Below are 14,267 nucleotides of genomic sequence, written 5' to 3' on the forward strand. Positions count from 1 at the left end.
ACTGCAAAACAAATGTGGGAGCGGGCTTGCTCGCGAAAGCGGTGTTTCAACCAACACATGTGTTGGATGTAAAACCGCTTTCGCGAGCAAGCCCGCTCCCACAGTGGAAGATCACCAGGCTTTAGATTCCCTGCGGCGTCTCTTCACCGCCCAACGCTTCAACCAGCGCCGGGAGGAAGTCGACGAAAGTCAGCATCATCAGGGTGAAACTGGCGTCCAACTGGCCGAGGGCTTCTTCGCCGCCGTCCTGTTCCGCCTGATCCTGCAGCAGGTCTTCGAACTTCAGGCGCTTGACCACCATCTTGTCGTCGAGGACGAAGGACAGTTTGTCCTGCCAAGCCAGCGACAGCTGAGTGACCACTTTGCCGGTGCTCAGGTGCAACTGGATTTCTTCGCTGGTCAGGTCCTGACGCTTGCAGCGCACGATGCCGCCGTCTTCGTGGGTGTCGCGCAGCTCGCACTCGTCCAGCACAAAGAAATCGTCCGCGGCTTTCTGGGTGGTGACCCATTCAGTCATGGTGGCGGTCGGGGACATTTTCACAGTCAGCGGGCGTACCGGCAGGGTGCCGATCACTTCACGCAGGGTCGACAGCAGGTCTTCGGCGCGTTTCGGGCTGGCCGAGTTGACCAGAATCAGGCCCTGTTTCGGCGCGATCGCAGCGAAGGTCGACGAACGACGGATAAAGGCACGCGGCAGGAAGGCCTGGATGATTTCATCCTTGATCTGATCGCGTTCCTTTTTGTAGACCTTGCGCATTTGTTCGGCTTCGATCTCTTCGACCTTTTCCTTAACGGCGTCACGCACGACGCTGCCCGGCAGGATGCGTTCTTCCTTACGGGCGGAGATCAGCAGGAAGTCGCCGCTGACGTGCACCAGTGGTGCATCTTCGCCCTTGCCGAAAGGCGCGACGAAACCGTAGGTGGTCAACTCCTGGCTTGCACATGAACGCGCCAGTTTGGTGGCCAGTGCAGTTTCCAACGCCTCGGCATCAAAAGGCAGATCTTGGGTCAGGCGATAGATAAGCAGGTTTTTGAACCACATGGGGCGAGTCTCTCCTTTATACAAAGTGGGGCATTATTCTCTTCGTGGCGCCATAGGCCAACCCTTCTCTAAGCCTTTGGAAGGCCTGAAAAAATTATTTAAAAAAGTGCTTGCCAGAGGTGAGGTCGCTCCGTAGAATGCGCGCCACACCGAAAGTGAAGGGTGATTAGCTCAGCTGGGAGAGCGTCTGCCTTACAAGCAGAATGTCGGCGGTTCGATCCCGTCATCACCCACCATTCGCTTCAAGTGTTACGCGCAGCGGTAGTTCAGTCGGTTAGAATACCGGCCTGTCACGCCGGGGGTCGCGGGTTCGAGTCCCGTCCGCTGCGCCATATTCGGTAACCTGGAACGCTGAACGCCAGGTCACCACGGAAAAGCCCGCTAACGCGGGTTTTTTTCTGCCTGAAGTTCCTGCTGGATGCGTCGTTTCACCGGTTTTCAGATTTTTTTGAATTATTTATCAATTAAATCAACACGTTATGAAAATCTGTGGCACAATGCGCCCCGCAACGAAGGTAAAGGGTGATTAGCTCAGCTGGGAGAGCGTCTGCCTTACAAGCAGAATGTCGGCGGTTCGATCCCGTCATCACCCACCATTTACTTTCAACGCTACGCGCAGCGGTAGTTCAGTCGGTTAGAATACCGGCCTGTCACGCCGGGGGTCGCGGGTTCGAGTCCCGTCCGCTGCGCCATATTCGGTAACCTGGAACACTGAACGCCAGGTCACCACGGAAAAAGCCCGCTTTAAGCGGGCTTTTTGCTGTCTGGAGTTTGGCTTTCTGCTGAATTGCGCTCAAGACCGCGACTTGTTCGGCCGCTGTAGGAGCAAGCTTGCTCGCGATTAACTCAAGGGCAACGCGTTCAGTCAGAAAGCGCGCGTTATCGTTAACGTCCATCGCGAGCAAGCTTGCTCCTACTGTTCGGCGTTTCGGCTGTGTCGGTAATCGCTGACCGCCTCGTAAACAGCTTTGCGCAAGCGGTTGATGCCGCCAATCGGGCGATGGGCCTCAACACCAAACCATGGATTGAACGACTGGTTGTCGCATTGCAGGTTCAATGCTGGCGTGTCGAAGTCCTGGGCGGGCACGTTGATCCGCGCCACCGTCTGGAAAGGCGCGTCACTTTCCTTCCATTCAACGCTGGTGTCCTCGATCGGCATGTACTTGCCTGCATCCTGTCGCTGGATCTGCAGGACAAAACAGGCAGGCACCCGATCGGTCGACAGTTGCTGGTTCAGCGCATTGCGCAGAAAGTTCGGCAACTTCTGGTTTTGCCCGGGCAGGGCATAGGTCGGGCAGTTCGCTGGGTCGGGCATGACCCGAAACTTGGCATTGGCCTCGCCGAATTTGTAGGGCGAAACCGAAAAATACGTCGTCTGGGTCGGGCTTGGTGGTGGCGGAGAAAGCGTCGCCAAGGCAATAAACAGATGACGGACCTGCCAGGTGCGCGGGTCCCAGCCCGGAAAGAACGCCATCACCTTCTTGCCGTCCGCCTGGGCGGCGACATTCTGACGATACTCGGCGACATCGCTGACAAAGAAGTTCGGATGGCTGAACATCACAAAGTCCTGTTCGCCGCGCCGCTGTTGATCGCTGAGCAGTTGCTTGCCTGGCACATCGAGCAGTTTGATCGCCATGCCCCGTGCATCGCGGATGCTGTCGAATTGCGGGTAGGCATTGCCGTTGGAAAGGCGCATCGTCGCTTGCCAGGTCTTGCCCGGCTCACTGAACACACCTTGACGCAACTCTGTCGCCAGATCCGGCAACACCTGCACCTCGGCCTTTACGCAGCCATGGGCCTTGGCATGGGCATCACGCAGATAGCGGGTGCTTTCACGGTGTTGATCGACAATCCGCACGGCGGTCTGGATCACATCCTGGGTCATGGCGGCTTCGCCATCCGGAATCTGCTCCAGTGCCGAGACCGGTCCGCGGTGCTGCCAGGCAAACCAGGCGGTGGCCAGCGCCCAGCCAAGCAAGCCGATGCACAGTAAAACCAGCAGGGTTTTGCCGAGCAGGCGACCCAGCCACAACCAGAACCGGGCAAACATCGGCAAATCCTTCTTGAAGGTGGTCATGATCATGGCAATTGCGCCTCCAGCGGGCCGCCCAGCACTTTCAGGTACTCCAGCAACGCAAAGCGTTCCTCGGGTTGCAGCAGTCGGCCAATCACCCCGTTGCCGCGTTTACCCGCGCGGAATTCATGGCCGCTGTTGTGGTTGCCGGTAATGCGCGTATCGAACAGGAATGCGTTGGTGAAGGCTTCGGTGCGATAGCCCAGGTGTTTCGGGTCGTACTCGAACGTGCCTTTATAGAAGGTGGCCGCGCGTTCGTCCTGAGGCGAGAGCAATTGATAAATGCTCGGCACCGAGCCGTTGTGCAGGAACGGAGCGGTCGCCCAGACGCCTGACAGCGGCCGAGCCTTGTAGGCGACTTTTTCACGAACGCCGATCGGCAGGCCGAAGCCATCGAGCCGAGGCTTTTCTGCGGCTGTGACCTTGGCCTCCCGGTAAGCCCGGTCCTCGACGAACGCGGTGACGTAGGCCAGCCCCTTGGCCACCGAAAGCTGGCTCAGGTCCAGCGGTTCCTCGGGTGTCGGGTGCAGCTTCACGTCCATCTGTGCCAGCTCCGTCGGGTCCCATTGCAGCGCGGTCAGGTCGAAACGGTGGTTGGCGATGTTGCTCGCCGCCGTCGGATCAGTGCCGATCACGTCGACGGGCAGCATGTGCAACTGCTGCACCCAGCGCTCGCCTTCCTGGATCGTCCGCGGAACGTGGCAACCGGCGCAGTTCTCGGTGAACAGTGCGCGACCTTTGGCGGCCAAAGGCTTGTCGACAGCGCCCAGCAGCTCTTCCGGCCAGGCAGGCGGTTTGAGTCGTTGCAGGGTTTCTTCGATCAGGTGCAAATCGCGCACCCGCACGCTGGACGGATATCGGTAGTCGCCCTTGAGTGGCTGCCCGTTGCTGTCGAAGAAATTCAGCGTGGCGCCTACGCCCAACGCCTCACCGATGTTACGGGCCATCGGTTGCTGCGCCGAACCGTTCCACTGCACCCAGTCGAATGTCCACATGTCCCACAGTTGCGGGTAGTCGACCGGCGCATTGGCCACCCGGTAGTTGGCCGGTGAGATCGCGTCGCCGAAACTGGCGTTGGCAATACGCCCGAACGCGTCGGTGCGGCCAGGGCCTTCCTCGGTCGGGTAGAGCCCGCGATGGGTGTCGTTCCAGGCTACTTTCAGGAACGTATCGAGAGAGGTTTTGAAGTCTTTGCGCAGTTGTTGATGCCGGGCGTCGTATTCCTGGCCCAGCACGTTGCGAGCGAAACGTTCGAATTTCCATGGGTTGTAGTAAGTCGACGTCAGACTGGCGACCAGAGCTTGTCCGAAACTGCCACCGCGCAGTGTCGGAACGCTGGACGGCAAGACGTGTTGCGCCGAACCACCATCGATGCGGATGGCCTGACCGTTGAAACGCAATTCGCCGGTGTGGCAGGCGGCGCAGGTGATGTCCAGAAACTGTTCCTGGCTGCCGGGGTTTTGATGGCGGGCGAAACCCACGGGCAGGTTGCCGGGGTTGTTCGGCGTAGCTTTCTGGCCGGGATCGACCAGGAAACCGAAGCGCGCAAGGTACTCCGGGCTGGCAAATCGTTGTTGCGAAAAGGGCAGCTCGAGCGCATTGAACCACTCGTAGCGCAAGCCTTTGACCTGAGTGCCCTGGGGCGTGAAGTAGTAGGTCTGGCGGTCGGCCGCGCTCCACTGCTCCAGGTAATGCACTTGTTGTGCTGGCGACCAGTTCGGCAGTTTCGGGTTGGCGACGTAATACAGAATCACGGCGAGGGCGAGGCCCAGCAGCGCAACGATCAGAATCAGAAAGCGATAAAAGAGGCGCAAGTTAAACATCCTTGTCGAGTTGTCGCTCTCTTATGCCTCAGCTGCAATCGTGGGGCAAGTGGCCATTACTTCAGTTGTTGTGGGGCAAAGCGGTCGTCCCTGTGGGGCGAAGATGACAGAAGCTTCATCATCCGATTCCGGAAATGCGTTAAAACACCTGAACTTATCAGAAGTTTCCTGCTCTCATGCCGGTAGCCATTGGTCGTGGCCGCCTGATAAGCTCGCGGCTTTACTCGATTGCCCTTTAGGCGCATGAACAAGGAAATAGCATGAAACAGCATCGGTTGGCGGCGGCGGTGGCCCTGGTTAGCCTGGTACTTGCGGGTTGCGACTCGCAGACCAGCGTAGAGCTGAAAACCCCGGCGCAAAAAGCTTCCTACGGGATTGGCCTGAACATGGGCAAGAGCCTGGCTCAGGAAGGCATGGATGATCTGGACTCCAAAGCCGTTGCCCAGGGCATTGAAGATGCCATCGGCAAGAAAGAACAGAAACTGAAGGATGACGAGTTGGTCGAAGCCTTCGCAGCACTGCAGAAGCGTGCTGAAGAACGTATGGCCAAAATGAGTGAAGAGTCGGCAGCCGCCGGCAAGAAATTCCTCGAAGACAACGCCAAGAAAGCCGGTGTCACCACCACTGCTTCGGGCCTGCAGTACGAAGTGGTCAAGAAAGCTGATGGCGCACAGCCTAAGCCGACCGACGTGGTGACTGTTCACTACACCGGCACCCTGACCAACGGCACCGTGTTCGACAGCTCCGTGGAGCGTGGCAGCCCGATCGATCTGCCGGTCAGCGGCGTGATTCCGGGTTGGGTCGAAGGCCTGCAACTGATGCACGTTGGCGAGAAGTACAAACTGTACATCCCTAGCGAGCTGGCTTACGGCGCCCAAAGCCCAAGCCCGGCGATTCCAGCCAACTCGGTGCTGGTATTCGACCTGGAACTGCTGGCGATCAAGGATCCGGCAAAACAAGACGACGCTGCCAAGTAATTAGCGTTTGTCCTGACAACAACGCCTCGCTTATGCGGGGCGTTGTTGCATCTGGCGTCCGGCAAGGGTAAACAAAGCGAACGGATGTTTCAGGCTGGAGTCATAGCCATTGAGAGCGCCTGCGCTAGCCGCGGCGGAGCGCCAAGTCAATGAAATCTTGGGTTTTTTTATGTGAGTAAAAAACGCCCGATCTGAGTTGAGCCCTTATGAAACGGGGCTTTCAGCCGTGAAATGCAGCTCTGTTCACAAGGTTATCCACAATTTGTGTGGATAACATTTCAGCGGGAGGAATGATGAAAGCACCCTGGAATTTCGCTCGTTTCCTGCCTCTGGCCGGACGTCTGCTCGCTCGTGGGCGTTTGCCGACGTTATTGTTCGCGGTAGCCAGCAAAGGTGCCAGTCAGGGCAACCGTTTGGGCAAGCTCAAAGACGACCTGCGTTTGTTGCAGGCGTTGTGCCTGGCTTACTGGCGCGGTGAATACCGGGCCATCAGCCCTAAAGCGCTGATCTCGGTGGTGGCAGGCTTGATGTATTTCCTGAGCCCGGTGGATGCGATTCCGGATTTCATACCGGTGTTCGGCATGTTCGATGACATCGCCGTGCTCGCCTGGCTGATGAAGGTTCTCGACGACGAGCTCAACGCCTTCCGCGCCTGGCGCAATCGCCAGGCGCCAGAGAAGCTCGCGGTGGTCGAGCGTTTGCCCGATACCCCGGAACAACTTCAACTGCAGGGCCCGAAAAAAACCTGAGTCGATTCAGGATCATCCCTATATTCATACCCCCGCGACCTTGGCCGCTGTTAGGATTACACTTCTAAGGAAAAGCGCCGACTCGCTAAGTGTCGTTGTCCTACGGGGAAGTCATGGATATTCAGATAATCACACGCGAAGGCGAGCCCGAGTATGCGGTTGTTCCGTGGGCTCAGTATCAGGCTCTACTCAAAGCTGCAGGCATCGATCAACAACCGCCGCGCGAGGCCCCTGTGCAGCGCGTGGCCACACCAGACCAGATTCTTCCGGGTCTGGATCAACTACGCAGTTTGCGCGAAGGGAAGGGCATCGCCATTGAGGCGCTGGCCCGCACGGTCGGCATCAGCCCGTCTTATCTGGCCTTGATCGAAAGTGGCGAGCGTCAACCCGACGCTGCGATTCGCCGCAGTCTGGCCTGGGAATTGACGGTGCCAGGGTGGAGGGAAGAATCGTGAGTGTACGCATCAGTCGTCAACATTGGGACGGGTTGCTGGGCGAGCTGGATCAGGCGCGCCGCCAGCGTCATTTGCTGACCTACCGCGCGTTGCTTGAGCGCCTGCAATTGCCGACGCCGGCCATGCAAACCTTGACCGCTGCCCTTGAACACCTGGCCGCACTGGACGCCAAGGCCGAGCAGCCGCTGCGCAGCTCGCTGGTAATCAGCCAGGGCGCCAGTCGCCTGCCGCGCACCGGTTTCTTCGAGTGCGTCGAGCGCCTGGGGCGTTTCTCCGGGCCGTCCGATGGTGTCGCCGCCGCCTCGTGGCATGCCTCGGAAGTGGTGCGGGTGTTCGAGTACGAGTACCCCGAATCGGCGGAAGCCTGAGTGTTTTTCAAGCTCAAGGCGCGGGCCGGTTACTGGCTGGCTCGCCGGTTGTTTCACTGGTCGTGGTTTGTGCGTCAGCCACGCTGCTGGAGTTGGCTTGAAGGCCAGCTTGCACGCATGGCGAACCTGGGCGATGTCGACGCTCAAAGCTTCTATGGCCACATTCTGGCTTTTCGCGGTGTGGGCCTTGGGGCACGTGAGGAAGGTGTCCGCTTGCTGCGCCTGGCGGCGTTGGCGGGGGATGGCAAGGCGGCGTATCAGGTGGGGGTGATCAGTCTGGCCGGGACGGCGAGCAAGGCGCCGGATCCGGTAGAAGCGGCGCGGTTTTGGCGTATTGCTTTGAAGTCTGGGCACCCGCTGGCTGAGATCAAGTTGAAAGGGTTGCCGCGCGACAGTTAATTGATCAAGCCCGTGCGACCCGAGGGAATGTCTACTAAATCAGCGGCGATTCAAGTAAATCGGAAATCATTTAAGCGCCGAAGTTAAAAGCTATAGAGATTCGCGGTCTTGTCCCTTCGAAGCGTCTTACTGAATGCATTAGCCAAGACGTAAACATGATGAAAGTTCCACTTCTGGCGGCACAGGTACTACTAAAGCCGGCAGTAAGGCAATCTTCGACTCTCATTCGCAGAGCTGGATTGTATGTCGATGCAACCATACCGCGCGGGTCTACAAACTCTAGATCACCTCCAACTTCTGGATCGTCCTCCCGGCCGCCGGCATCGACCCAGTAAACCCCTGACCAAAACGCACCGGGGTGTCCATGAAGTGAGTTGCTGTGGCCTGCCTCGTTAACATTTGCCCACGCGTTGAGTTTCCATTCGAAACCAGGTTCAGTTAATCCGTATTGCTCGCTATGAACCGCGGTAAGTTGAATGGCGAACTCTGTGGCAAACTTAACCAACGCATCGCAGGCTTCCCCTCCCCATTTAGGGAAGTCGTTCGCGGACTGCCAGCCGCCGTCATTGCTGCGTCGTGCGCCGCTGTGATCTTCCGCCATACGACTTTTGACTATAGCTTTCAGTTCAGCATTGAGTCTTTCTGCGTCGGGATACTGGATACTGGCCAGAGGAGTTGCGAACAGTCGTCGAATTTTTATCAGTTCAGGATCTACTATGTTTTTGCTCGACTGCATTGAGTTTCTCCAGGTTTCGCTAGTTGAAAAAACTATACCGGATGAAATATATGGTCGATGTAATTCTTTGTTAAAGTCATTGTATTTGTGTGTTCTTCTCGAGCTGAAGCCTTATCCGAATGCCCCAGATATCTATGGCTCGAAGCAGGACTTTATTTTTAACTGGATTTCCCTTGTTTCAAGGTCGATGGTTGTGCCGAACAATAATGTTCATGGTTTGTCTTTCTTGTTTAGATAGAGCGTGGTTGGATTAATGACGATGCGTGCTCGCTATCGATCCAATAATAAGGAGAGATGGATTTGGTTCTACTATGAACCATAACGCTATGGAATCCTGCCCCCGCAGTGGGTCAATCCAGCACGTCAGACGATAGGAGCAACAAGTCTAAAAGAAGCGTTTTAACGGATTAGCAAAAAGCGGGCTATAGCCGGTTTGATCAACTGGCAGTTGATGAATGTGATCCGGACGAACTGAAACCGGCGCCGCTGGAGCAATTTGACTTCGCCTTGCTTTGCGCGAAAGCGCACGCCCAATCACCGCTGCCCTATGAGCAGTTCTTCTGCTGGCCCAGGCACCGCCAAACTATCAATCACATGCACGCTATACCCCGGCACATTCTTCGCGTGGTGTTTAGCCTGCGATGCCATCTCCGCCAACTGGCTCGCATCGAGTTGTCCACAAGCCTGTGGATGCAAATGCACCACACCGATGGACAGTGACAGCAACGGAAACTCCTGGCGCACGCCCTGGCGATTCGGGGCAATGAAGCAGCCGGCTTCCAGGTGTTCGCTGCGGTAGAAGCGTCGGCATTGGCTTTGGAAGTCGTCGAGCAACTGGGTCAGACGTTTACGCCAGTCTTCCGGGCCGAGCACCAGCAAAAAGTCATCACCACCGATATGGCCGACAAAGTCTCGGGACGGGTCGACGCGATCATTCAGACATTGCGCCAGGCACAGCAGGACTTCGTCCCCGCGTCCGTAGCCGTAGATGTCGTTGAAGGGTTTGAAACTGTCGATGTCCACGTAGCAGATCACTGATTCCCTTTGCTGTTGCAGCAGGCGCGTCAGGCATTGCTGGATCGGCACGTTACCCGGCAGCAGGGTCAGCGGGTTGGCGTAACGGGCTTGCTGGATCTTCAGTTCAGTAATCAGCTTCAATACGTCGATGACCCGACCCAGTCCCAGATAGCCGCCGTTGAGGGTGATGATGAAGTCTTCCTCGATGCGCTGCCGGGCGCGGCTGGTGATCAGGCGGCTGACTTGTTGCAGCGACTGGCTCATCTCGACGGCGAGAAAGTCGTCGTTCATCAACCGGCTGATGGGCTTGCGGGCAAAGAGGTCGGTGGCAAAGGGTTTGAGCAGGGCGTCCGACAGCGAATGCCGATGGACGATGCCGCAAGGGTGGCCTTGCTCATCGAGCACCGCCAGTGAGTTCAGGTTGGCCTGGCGGCGGAAGGCTTCCAGCACCGTGGCAGTCGGCGTACCCCGCGCGACCGCTGGCTGATCGATCAAAAGAGCACTGAGGTCACTGCCTTCGTCGTTCAGCGCCACCGCAGAGCTGTCCTGTTTGGGCATCAGGTTTCGCGCTTCCCTTGGCGGGTGTTCTTGAGGGCGGCAGAGCAAGTAACCCTGGACCAGATCGACACCCATATCGGTCAACACCGCGAGCTCCTCCGGCAGCTCGATACCTTCAGCAATCACCTGCGCCCGCGAGGCTTTGGCGATTTGCATGATGGAGCCGACAAATTCACGCTTGAGCGCATCCTGATGGATGCCGTCGATGAAGTGCCGATCGATCTTCACATAGTCCGGCCGCAGCTCGGACCACAGGCGCAGGCTCGAATAACCGGCACCCAAATCATCCAGCGCAATGGAAAAGCCCATCGCCCGATAGTGATGCAGCGCGTTTTGCAGCAGCTGGAAATCGTCGGTAGGCGTCTGTTCCGTCAGTTCGATGACCACCTGGCTGGGCGGTATGCCGAAATCCTGCAGCAGTTGCAGGGTCCGACCCGGTTGGTGAGCCGCTTCGAGCAGCGATTCCGGCGACACGTTGAGAAAGAGTTTGCCCGGCAGTTGCTGCTCATTAAAGCGCCGGCAAGCGCTCTCGCGGCAGGCAATTTCCAGCTCGTTCAAACGACCGGCCTGGCGGGCGACGGCGAACAAGGCAATGGGTGAGTGCAGGGGGCTGTTGGAGGGGCCACGGCTGAGGGCTTCGTAACCGATGATCCGTCGTTCAGAGAGCGAAATGATTGGCTGGAACAGGCTGTGCAAACCGCTTTGAGTCAGTATTGAACTCAACGCACTCAGCTGTTCGGTAGTGGTCATGGCGGTCTCTGGCGAAAAAAAAGGACTGAAAGCTTTGGCTCTCAGTCCTTTATTTCACGACAGAATGATGACTGTTTGATGACGCTAAGGGGGCGTCAGCATTAAATTGCCATCATCGTGCTTGTAACAACTTAGTGTTTGGCAACCGCGGTGTTGAGTTTCAGGTAGTCCAACAGAATCCGACCAGTCTCGCTCAGGTAGGCATCGTCTTCTGGTTTGACCTTGTCCGGCTCGGCTGCAGCGACGTCTTCGTCTTCTTTCTTCAGCTCTTTGAGCGGCTCTTCGCCCTTGGCCTTGCGACGGATGTTTTCCATCGCAAGCTGCTTGGCTTCGATATCCGCGTGTTGGGCACGACGCTCGGCTTCATTGAGGCTGACGGTTTTTTCCGACATCAGTTTCTGCGCCAGGGCCAGTTTGTCGCGGATGAACACGAACTCCGCGTCTTTGGCCGAACGTACGTCATGCTCGGATTTGAGCTGCGAAATGTATGGCTTGAACGGGTCGACCGCAGGCTTGATGGCCGCGCGGATGGTGTCCCACGGCATGGCTTCCGGCAGGGCGCTCTCGCCGATTTCCTTGGTGTCGATGATCGACGGGTAATCGATGTCCGGCAGTACGCCCTGATGCTGGGTGCTCTGGCCGGAAACCCGGTAGAACTTGGCCAGGGTCAGTTTCAGTTCGCCATGGTTCAGCGGCTGAATGGTCTGCACGGTGCCTTTGCCGAAGGTCTGGCCGCCAATGATCAGTGCGCGGTGGTAGTCCTGCATGGCGCCGGCGAAAATCTCCGAGGCCGAGGCGGACAGGCGGTTGACCAGCAACGCCATCGGGCCTTTGTAGAAGGCGCCCGGGTTTTCATCTTCGAGTACATCGACCCGGCCATCGGCGTTACGCACGAGCACGGTCGGCCCTTTGTCGATGAACAGGCTGGTCAGCTCGGTGGCTTCCTGCAAGGAGCCGCCGCCGTTGTTGCGCAGGTCGATGACCACGCCGTCGACCTTGTCTTTCTGCAACTCGGTCAGCAGTTTCTTGACGTCGCGTGTGGTGCTCTTGTAGTCCGGATCGCCAGCACGGAAGGCCTTGAAGTCGAGGTAGAAGGCTGGAATCTCGATGACGCCGAGCTTGTAGTCCTTGCCATCCTGTTTCAGGTTGAGGACCGACTTTTTCACCGCCTGGTCTTCAAGCTTCACCGCTTCGCGGGTGATCGGCACGATCTTGGAGGTCTGGTCGTTCGGCGCATTGCTGGCCGGGATGACTTCCAGGCGCACCACGGTGCCTTTCGGACCACGGATCAGCTTGACCACTTCGTCGAGGCGCCAGCCAACCACATCGACCATCTCTTTGTTGCCCTGGGCAACGCCGATGATCTTGTCGGCCGGTGCGACCTGCTTGGTCTTGTCGGCAGGACCTGCCGGCACCAGACGCACGACTTTCACCTGGTCGTTGTCGCTCTGCAACACAGCGCCGATGCCTTCGAGGGACAGGCTCATGTTGATGTCGAAGTTTTCCGCGTTATCCGGCGACAGATAGTTGGTGTGCGGGTCGTAGGACATGGCGAAGGTGTTGATGTACGCCTGGAAGATATCCTCCGGACGGGTCTGGTCCAGGCGCGAGAGCTGATTCTTGTAACGCTTGGTTAGCGTTTCCTGAATCTGCTTGGGCTCTTTGCCAGCAATTTTCATCCGCAGCACTTCGTCCTTGACGCGTTTGCGCCACAGGTCGTCGAGCTCTGCGGTGGATTTGAGCCAAGGCGCATCCTTGCGATCGATCAGCAAGGTTTCCTTGGCGGTGAAGTCGATCTTGTCGACGCCCTTGTTCAGCTCCGCAAGGGCAAAGTCCAGACGCGCTTTTACGCGGTCCAGATAGCGCTTGTAGATGGTGAACCCGGCGTTGAGGTCGCCGCTTTTGAGGAAGTCGTCGAACTGGGTTTTCCACTTCTCGAATTCGGCAATGTCGCTGGCCATGAAATAGCTGCGCGACGGATCCAGCAGCTTGAGGTAGCTGTCGTAGATGATCACGGAGCGCGCGTCATCGAGCGGCGGCTTGCTGTAGTGGTGACGCTTGAGCAACTCGACGACATTCAGACTGGCGATCACTTCGTCACGATCTGGCTGAAGCTTGTCCCAGCTATTGGCTGCGAACGTATTGCTCGACATCGGCATCAGGCCGATACCAATAAATAGGGCGAGGGCGGTGCTGGGGAACAGATGCTTCATGCTGATTCGACGCGGGGACAATTGATAACGCATATTAGGCCGTCTTTGAAGTCGCCGGTACCACAAGGGCCGGTCGCATAATGCAAAAAGCCCGGCGCTACAGCTTCGGGCTCAGTCCAGACTCACTATGGAGGCACTGTGAAAGCATTGCAAGGCGTTGACGGTCAAGTGGAGTGGGTTGAAGAGCCCGGTCCTACATGCGATGTAGGGCAAGTTCGCATTCGCGTGGCGGCAGCGGGCCTCAATCGCGCCGATTTGTTACAGAAGGCGGGCCTTTATCCGCCACCGCCGGGGGCCAGTCAGGTACTGGGTCTTGAGTGTTCCGGGGTGATCAGTGAGGTTGGCCCGGGCTCGTCCTGGCAGGTCGGTGATCGGGTCTGCGCCTTGCTGGCCGGGGGCGGGATGGCCGAAGAGGTGGTTGTCGACGGACGGCATGTGCTGCCGGTGCCCGAAGGATTGTCCCTGGCCGAGGCGGCAGCGCTACCCGAAGTCTATGCGACCGTCTGGCTGAATTTGTTTCAATTGGCTGCGCTCAAACCGGGTGAGAAAGTTCTTCTTCACGCCGGAGCAAGTGGAATCGGTTCAGCTGCCATTCAGCTGTGCAAAGCGTTTGGCAACCCATGCTGGGTCAGCGTCGGTTCTGCCGAGCGTCTGGCCTATTGCGAAGCGCTGGGTGCACAGGGTGGCGTGGTGCGCACCGACGATCTGGACAGCTTGAGCGACCTGGGGCCGTTCGATGTGATTCTCGACCCGGTCGGCGGCAACTACGCCGCGCTGAACCTCAAGCTGCTGGCTCTCGATGGCCGTTGGGTGTTGATTGGCCTGATGGGCGGCCGTGAGGCAAAACTGGATCTGGCGCAGGTGCTGGCCAAACGCTTGCAGTTGCTGGGTTCGACCTTGCGCAGCCGTGACGATCAGTTCAAGGCGGATTTGTTCAGTGATTTACGCCTGCATGTCTGGCCGTTGTTTGCCGAAGGGCGATTGAGCCCGCAGTTGGCGAAGACCTTCCCGATCAAGGATGCCGAAGCGGCATTTGCCGAGCTGGCGACGAACAAGGTGGCGGGGAAGTTGGTGTTGGTGATCGACGAAAGCCTGACCTGACAACA

12 protein-coding genes and 4 tRNA genes are annotated in these 14,267 nt (G+C 57.9%); 10 read left to right on the forward strand and 6 right to left on the reverse strand.

Going from position 1 to position 14,267, the window contains the following annotated elements:
• Positions 1 to 121 precede the first annotated feature (121 nt).
• Positions 122 to 1,042: a recombination-associated protein RdgC gene (gene rdgC, locus KGB24_RS19930; RefSeq protein WP_223415829.1), complete on the reverse strand. Its 921-nt coding sequence runs from the start codon at positions 1,040 to 1,042 to the stop codon at positions 122 to 124.
• A gap of 160 nt (positions 1,043 to 1,202) precedes the next feature.
• Between rdgC and KGB24_RS19935 the strand changes: the two genes are divergently transcribed.
• The 4 genes from KGB24_RS19935 (at position 1,203) to KGB24_RS19950 (ending at position 1,734) form a co-directional block, all read left to right on the forward strand.
• Positions 1,203 to 1,278: transfer RNA gene (locus KGB24_RS19935), tRNA-Val, on the forward strand.
• 19 nt (positions 1,279 to 1,297) lie between these two features.
• A tRNA-Asp gene (locus KGB24_RS19940) sits at positions 1,298 to 1,374 on the forward strand.
• Positions 1,375 to 1,562: 188 nt separating this feature from the next.
• A tRNA-Val gene (locus KGB24_RS19945) sits at positions 1,563 to 1,638 on the forward strand.
• A gap of 19 nt (positions 1,639 to 1,657) precedes the next feature.
• Positions 1,658 to 1,734, forward strand: a tRNA-Asp gene (locus KGB24_RS19950).
• Between the two features lie 221 nt (positions 1,735 to 1,955).
• Here the strand turns inward: KGB24_RS19950 and KGB24_RS19955 are convergent.
• A complete protein-coding gene (locus KGB24_RS19955; RefSeq protein WP_223415830.1) occupies positions 1,956 to 3,125 on the reverse strand; it encodes a catalase family protein in 1,170 nt (389 codons plus the stop codon).
• Positions 3,122 to 4,930 (reverse strand): di-heme-cytochrome C peroxidase, encoded by a 1,809-nt coding sequence (locus KGB24_RS19960; RefSeq protein WP_008030403.1) that lies wholly within the window; start codon positions 4,928 to 4,930, stop codon positions 3,122 to 3,124. The genes KGB24_RS19955 and KGB24_RS19960 overlap by 4 nt, the downstream gene beginning before the upstream one ends.
• A gap of 269 nt (positions 4,931 to 5,199) precedes the next feature.
• Between KGB24_RS19960 and KGB24_RS19965 the strand changes: the two genes are divergently transcribed.
• The 5 genes from KGB24_RS19965 to KGB24_RS19985 all read left to right on the forward strand — a co-directional run bounded on the left by KGB24_RS19965 (position 5,200) and on the right by KGB24_RS19985 (position 7,887).
• Positions 5,200 to 5,916 (forward strand): FKBP-type peptidyl-prolyl cis-trans isomerase, encoded by a 717-nt coding sequence (locus KGB24_RS19965; RefSeq protein ID WP_008030401.1) that lies wholly within the window; start codon positions 5,200 to 5,202, stop codon positions 5,914 to 5,916.
• A gap of 293 nt (positions 5,917 to 6,209) precedes the next feature.
• Positions 6,210 to 6,665: a YkvA family protein gene (locus KGB24_RS19970; protein ID WP_008030397.1), complete on the forward strand. Its 456-nt coding sequence runs from the start codon at positions 6,210 to 6,212 to the stop codon at positions 6,663 to 6,665.
• Between the two features lie 113 nt (positions 6,666 to 6,778).
• The gene (locus tag KGB24_RS19975; protein WP_008040908.1) at positions 6,779 to 7,120 is read left to right on the forward strand and encodes a helix-turn-helix domain-containing protein; all 342 of its coding nucleotides are present in this window, start codon (positions 6,779 to 6,781) and stop codon (positions 7,118 to 7,120) included.
• Entirely contained in the window at positions 7,117 to 7,488 is a 372-nt protein-coding gene (locus KGB24_RS19980) for a hypothetical protein (RefSeq protein WP_003223109.1), read from the forward strand. Before KGB24_RS19975 ends, KGB24_RS19980 begins: the two co-directional genes overlap by 4 nt.
• Entirely contained in the window at positions 7,489 to 7,887 is a 399-nt protein-coding gene (locus KGB24_RS19985; RefSeq protein ID WP_223415831.1) for a sel1 repeat family protein, read from the forward strand.
• 70 nt (positions 7,888 to 7,957) lie between these two features.
• Here KGB24_RS19985 and KGB24_RS19990 read toward each other — a convergent pair whose 3' ends face one another.
• The 3 genes from KGB24_RS19990 to KGB24_RS20000 all read right to left on the reverse strand — a co-directional run bounded on the left by KGB24_RS19990 (position 7,958) and on the right by KGB24_RS20000 (position 13,161).
• Positions 7,958 to 8,623 carry a TIGR02466 family protein gene (locus KGB24_RS19990; protein WP_223415832.1) on the reverse strand — a complete coding sequence of 222 codons (666 nt, stop codon included), beginning with the start codon at positions 8,621 to 8,623 and terminating at the stop codon, positions 7,958 to 7,960.
• Positions 8,624 to 9,157: 534 nt separating this feature from the next.
• Positions 9,158 to 10,948: a bifunctional diguanylate cyclase/phosphodiesterase gene (locus tag KGB24_RS19995; RefSeq protein WP_223415833.1), complete on the reverse strand. Its 1,791-nt coding sequence runs from the start codon at positions 10,946 to 10,948 to the stop codon at positions 9,158 to 9,160.
• A 131-nt stretch (positions 10,949 to 11,079) separates the two neighbouring features.
• Positions 11,080 to 13,161: a carboxy terminal-processing peptidase gene (locus KGB24_RS20000; protein WP_223415834.1), complete on the reverse strand. Its 2,082-nt coding sequence runs from the start codon at positions 13,159 to 13,161 to the stop codon at positions 11,080 to 11,082.
• 138 nt (positions 13,162 to 13,299) lie between these two features.
• Between KGB24_RS20000 and KGB24_RS20005 the strand changes: the two genes are divergently transcribed.
• Positions 13,300 to 14,262: a zinc-binding dehydrogenase gene (locus tag KGB24_RS20005; RefSeq protein WP_223415835.1), complete on the forward strand. Its 963-nt coding sequence runs from the start codon at positions 13,300 to 13,302 to the stop codon at positions 14,260 to 14,262.
• Positions 14,263 to 14,267 lie beyond the last annotated feature (5 nt).

The organism is Pseudomonas sp. BF-RE-25 (assembly GCF_019956105.1).
Classification (GTDB): Bacteria; Pseudomonadota; Gammaproteobacteria; order Pseudomonadales; family Pseudomonadaceae; genus Aquipseudomonas; species Aquipseudomonas migulae.

Coding starts and splice junctions, on each gene's coding strand:
- rdgC (WP_223415829.1), bottom strand. CDS start 1,042: ATGTGGTTCAAAAACCTGCTTATCTATCGCCTGACCCAAGATCTGCCT.
- KGB24_RS19955 (WP_223415830.1), bottom strand. CDS start 3,125: ATGATCATGACCACCTTCAAGAAGGATTTGCCGATGTTTGCCCGGTTC.
- KGB24_RS19965 (WP_008030401.1), top strand. CDS start 5,200: ATGAAACAGCATCGGTTGGCGGCGGCGGTGGCCCTGGTTAGCCTGGTA.
- KGB24_RS19970 (WP_008030397.1), top strand. CDS start 6,210: ATGAAAGCACCCTGGAATTTCGCTCGTTTCCTGCCTCTGGCCGGACGT.
- KGB24_RS19975 (WP_008040908.1), top strand. CDS start 6,779: ATGGATATTCAGATAATCACACGCGAAGGCGAGCCCGAGTATGCGGTT.
- KGB24_RS19990 (WP_223415832.1), bottom strand. CDS start 8,623: ATGCAGTCGAGCAAAAACATAGTAGATCCTGAACTGATAAAAATTCGA.
- KGB24_RS19995 (WP_223415833.1), bottom strand. CDS start 10,948: ATGACCACTACCGAACAGCTGAGTGCGTTGAGTTCAATACTGACTCAA.
- KGB24_RS20000 (WP_223415834.1), bottom strand. CDS start 13,161: ATGAAGCATCTGTTCCCCAGCACCGCCCTCGCCCTATTTATTGGTATC.